This window comes from Chamaesiphon sp. OTE_8_metabat_110 (assembly GCF_031382685.1).
Lineage (GTDB): Bacteria > Cyanobacteriota > Cyanobacteriia > Cyanobacteriales > Chamaesiphonaceae > Chamaesiphon.
The window spans coordinates 1-4,316 of record NZ_JANMZA010000199.1 but is presented as its reverse complement, the minus strand read 5'-3'; the positions used below and the strand labels follow the sequence as shown (position 1 = coordinate 4,316).

The 4,316-nt window shown below is 52.1% G+C and carries 3 protein-coding genes; 1 reads left to right on the top strand and 2 read right to left on the bottom strand.

Annotated elements, in window-relative coordinates; genetic code table 11:
• Positions 1 to 266 precede the first annotated feature (266 nt).
• Positions 267 to 1,199, bottom strand: a complete 933-nt coding sequence (locus RMO52_RS07520; protein WP_309739157.1) for an AEC family transporter — start codon at positions 1,197 to 1,199, stop codon at positions 267 to 269.
• 25 nt (positions 1,200 to 1,224) lie between these two features.
• Positions 1,225 to 3,717 carry an IMS domain-containing protein gene (locus tag RMO52_RS07515; protein WP_310412458.1) on the bottom strand — a complete coding sequence of 831 codons (2,493 nt, stop codon included), beginning with the start codon at positions 3,715 to 3,717 and terminating at the stop codon, positions 1,225 to 1,227.
• Between the two features lie 338 nt (positions 3,718 to 4,055).
• On the opposite strand from RMO52_RS07515, the gene RMO52_RS07510 reads away from it, so the two are divergent.
• Positions 4,056 to 4,316 (top strand): thiamine pyrophosphate-dependent enzyme (locus tag RMO52_RS07510; protein ID WP_310412455.1); only part of this gene is annotated, 261 nt, incomplete at its 3' end.

Sequence of the window (4,316 nt, the reverse complement as noted above, 5' to 3'; positions counted from 1 at the left end):
AGCGCGTCAAGACAAGAGAGGGAACCTCCCGGCTGCGAGCCGCTGTCTTGTCTTGATTCGCTAAACCCTCGGGAAACCCGAGGAGCGCGAATCGCTGACCCAAACACATGGGTCGGGAACCTCCGCGTGATTTGGGTCGCTTGCTTGGTGGAACGCACGCTGAGGAAGCCTCAGCGCGATTCCATCCGCAAACCGTCGGGAGACAGAGGCGAGCGCGCATCCGCAACCCGACCTACAGATCTTTACTTTGAGGCAAGAGAGAATACCTAGTAGATATACAACCAGACTGGAATCATCGCCAGAAAAATTAATGTACTCACGATGATGCTACTGGCAACTAGGTTGCCATTGAGATTGTATTCTTCTGCCAAAATCAGTCCGGCAAAAGCACAAGGCATTCCTGCCATGAGGACAATGCCCAGTCGCGGATCGCCACCGACACCGAGTAGTGAAATTGAGATCCCGACGATCGTCGGCATGACGATCGTTTTGAGGATGGCGGGTAATAGGGCAAGCTTGAGACTTTGCCAGCCTTGAATCTGACTGAGGCGGATGCCCATGAGAATAAATGCGCCGGGAATCACCACCCAAATCGAGGCATGAAGGCTTGATTCGATCGCGGTAGGGAAAGGGAGGTTGCGGGTCAATGAACCCAGCGCAAAGCCCCATAGCGAGGGCACACAGCACAAATCTTTTAACTGCGTCCACCACCGATTGGTACCCGCGCCTTGACGACCGTAATAACTGGAGACTAATACGCCCAAGCCGTAAGTGCCAAAGACATTTTGGGTGACGCTGTAGAGCACCGCCCAACTCACATCGGTCTCGGAGACAAAGTAGGGGACGATTGCCAAACCGACAAAACCCGTATTGCCCAACATCGACGATAACAGCAAGCTGCCTTTGAGTCCGGCGGCTGGTGAGGGTTCGGGGCGTAATTTTTGCCAGATCTGGAGACTGAGCCAGCCCAATCCCAATCCCAATAGTAGGGAAGCAATGGTAATCGTTGGCGCTAATCGGGCGCGTTCGTCGAAAGTAGTCTGACGGGCGAGGGAAAAAATCTCGATCGGGACGCCCACCCAATACAAGCCGCGTCCCAGCCAATAGGGGAACGCAGCGGGTAAGAACCTCACAGTCAGAATGCCCAACCCCGTCCAACAAATCAACGGAGTGTAAGCTTGAACGAGACGATCGAGCATGTAATGATGACTGACGGCTATTTAATTATTTGACTACGCCCATACCTTTAATATACCAACCATCTTTTTGGCGGACGACATTGTACTCGACTAGTAGCGGCTTGGAGTAGGATCGGGCTGGGTCGAGACGATTTCCGCGATAGTACCGCGCGTCTTCGGTCACTCGCGCTTGGATCGTCGCGGTCTTACTAGCGGGATTGGGTTGGGAGATCGAGACAATTCCAATATTTTGATGTTGATACAGCCAATGTACGCCCTCAGCTTTGGCAGTTTGAGCGCGATCGATCGCACTGGATAAAGCTGGCTCGACGAGGATGCTTTTGAGCCGATCGACTTGGGGCGATTGGCTCAAGGACTGGCTTTTAGCCGCCAACCATTTAGTCACCACGGCTTGGGCGATCTCGGGGGTTAAGACTGCCGCATTGACTGGTTGTGGGGTAGTAGTGGCTAATCCAGCGCGGCTGATGGGTGATACGGCAGTACGCGGCGAGGGCGATGCGACGATCGCCACTTTGGGCGGTTGTGGTTTGGTGACGACCCCGATGGCGGTAGTTGCCAGCCAGATCGCTCCCCAGGCACAAGTTACGCCGCCAGTACCGACTAGTAAAATGCGGGGGATATTCGGCTTACGCTGAATGCGGCGCTGGCGGTGGAGTGAAGATCGCTCGGTTAATTGTCCGGTTTTTGCCGCAGTGACTATTTGACTGCTCGGATCGGGTGGGAGCGGGAGCGGTAGTGGCCTGCGATCTTCAATCTCGGCTTGCTCGAACTGACCGTCGATGGTTCTGGCGGTCGGCTGCGATGAGCGGCGACGTTGGCGTTCATTCTCTAGCTGAATGACGTTGCTGGGATCTGGCTCTGCGATGATTGGTGGTGGTGGCTCGGGTGGAGCTACAGGCTCGACCCGAATGGCTGGATCGACGCTATCGCCGCCGATTCGGTCTGCTGGCGGCTGCCAGGCAGCATTGAGACTATTGGGTCGGCGCACGTTGGAATGGGTCAGATCTGCTGATGCTGATGCGGAGTAGGCGAGCGGTGATTCAGTCAAATGTTCGCCTAGCGAGAGTTCCCCTGATTGGGGCACCTCGATCAGGATCGGCGAGATCTGACCCCAACTAGTAATATTTTTATCGGTAGCCGGGACGCGATCGGCAAAATCTTGGACGTCGCGATCGTTAAAATAAGCATTTAGAGCAGGATCGCTGGCGACCAAATCCCGAAAACAGGGAAACGCCTCATCTTTGAGCCAGGATTCGATGTACCAACATAAGCCTCTGAGCAGGTTGGGCAGTCCTTGAGACTGCTGACGAATGACTACGAGAGCGGATGATTCGGCAGCACTGGCAAGGATTTGATTGGCTTCTTCTGTTTGCCCTAATAATAAGGCGCAAATTGATTGCTCGATCGAACAATCGATCCTTTGACTGAGCCGATACTGCAAGATTTGTTGGGCGGTGTAGATCAGTTGGGGATTGCGGTAGGCAAAGCCTTGGACGATGAGGGCGTGGACGTGTAAGTAGGTACACGCCAATTGCATGACATTGAGGATTCGCGTCCCCGCTTGCTGGGAATCGCGTGCCAATTGACTGAATAAATTGCGTTGCTCGGCAGCAGTTAGATAGGGCAGCGTTTCGTGGATAAAGGCGATCGTACTTTCGCTATTGAGGGCAAAGCGTTCTTGGCACTTGACTTCGTTGGTACAAGCACTTTCGAGTAATTCTTCTAAAAATTGAATCCCTTGGCGGCGCTGTTCGTGACGATCGAGCGATAGCGATACTAGCGAGGAGATCCGATACGGGCGCAAGCGATCGAGCTTGCGATCTACTTCCCCTTGAATTTGGGGAAAGAGATCTTCGCGAACGAGAATTTTTTTGGCAGTTTCGTAGTGAATCGTGGCTTCTTCATAGCAACCATCGCGCCATTCCCGCTCGCCCAACTCCCAAAATGACGAAACCATCGCCAGGAGGATATCTGGCTTGAGCGGGACGATCGAACTGCCGCTCGCGGTATGTTTGACCTTGGCAATCGGCACCGCGTCGAACTTAGTTGTCGGCCAGACATTGCCGCTGGGAGTCACTGTCGGCGGCTGTTGGGGATGGAGACTACCACTATTATTGCTGCGACCATTGTTGCCCAAATGGGGCATACAAATACTATTGATTTCTTCGTACTGACCTAGCTCGAATAAGATCAACAGTCCGCCGACAAAATGTTCGGTGGCGATATCTAGTTCGGGACGGCGGTAAAATTGTGATGCCGATACCTCCGCATTAGTTGCTGTACTTTCGACCCCGACTAGGGCTGATGCTGCCTGCGTTGCGGCATATTCAGCACGTTGAATCGGATCGCTCAAGACTTGATAAGCGACCGTAATGAGTCGATTGCGAGATTCGATTGCCGCATCGGAATATTCTTGCTGCGGCAATTGGAGTAAGCGATCTTGATATGCTTGCTCCAATCCCGATAGATCGCTCTCGGGTACACCCAATATTTGATAGTAGTCTAGCGGGATTCGCACGGTTCACCTAATACACCTGAACAACAAAGTTAACAATTACCAGCTACTCAGTTATCAACTTTATTTCTCGAACCAAAGATTTGGGCTGGCAACTTCTACTCGCACTGAAGAATATATTACTTCAAACTTGAGGAGATGTTACCTTTACTCAAAAACCTACGAACAAACATAGCATAACATCATCGTTTTAGGGAATAGAGGAGCGGGGAATCCAGAGGCTGCTGGCGTGCGGCGGCTTTATTTTCCATCCAAATCAATAATTTCCCCGCTGGTACTAGTCACAACTTGCCGAAATAAGCGACAATATCGATCGCACACAAGTGGATAAAACAAACTAAATGGTTCAAGAGAGAACTTTACCCGCATTTGAGCCAAAGTCGGGAGAAATCACTAAAGCAGAAGGCTTGATGTTGTACCGCGACACGATCCTCGGTCGGTTCTTTGAGGATAAATGTGCAGAGATGTACTATCGGGGCAAAATGTTTGGTTTTGTCCACCTGTATAACGGTCAAGAAGCGGTCTCCTCTGGCGTAATTAAAGCGATGCGTCCGGGACAAGATTATGTTTCTAGTACTTATCGCGATCACGTCCACGCTCTC

What these genes read in the sequence shown, in the direction of transcription:
- RMO52_RS07520 (WP_309739157.1), bottom strand. Translation starts at nt 1,199, where the DNA reads ATGCTCGATCGTCTCGTTCAAGCTTACACTCCGTTGATTTGTTGGACG.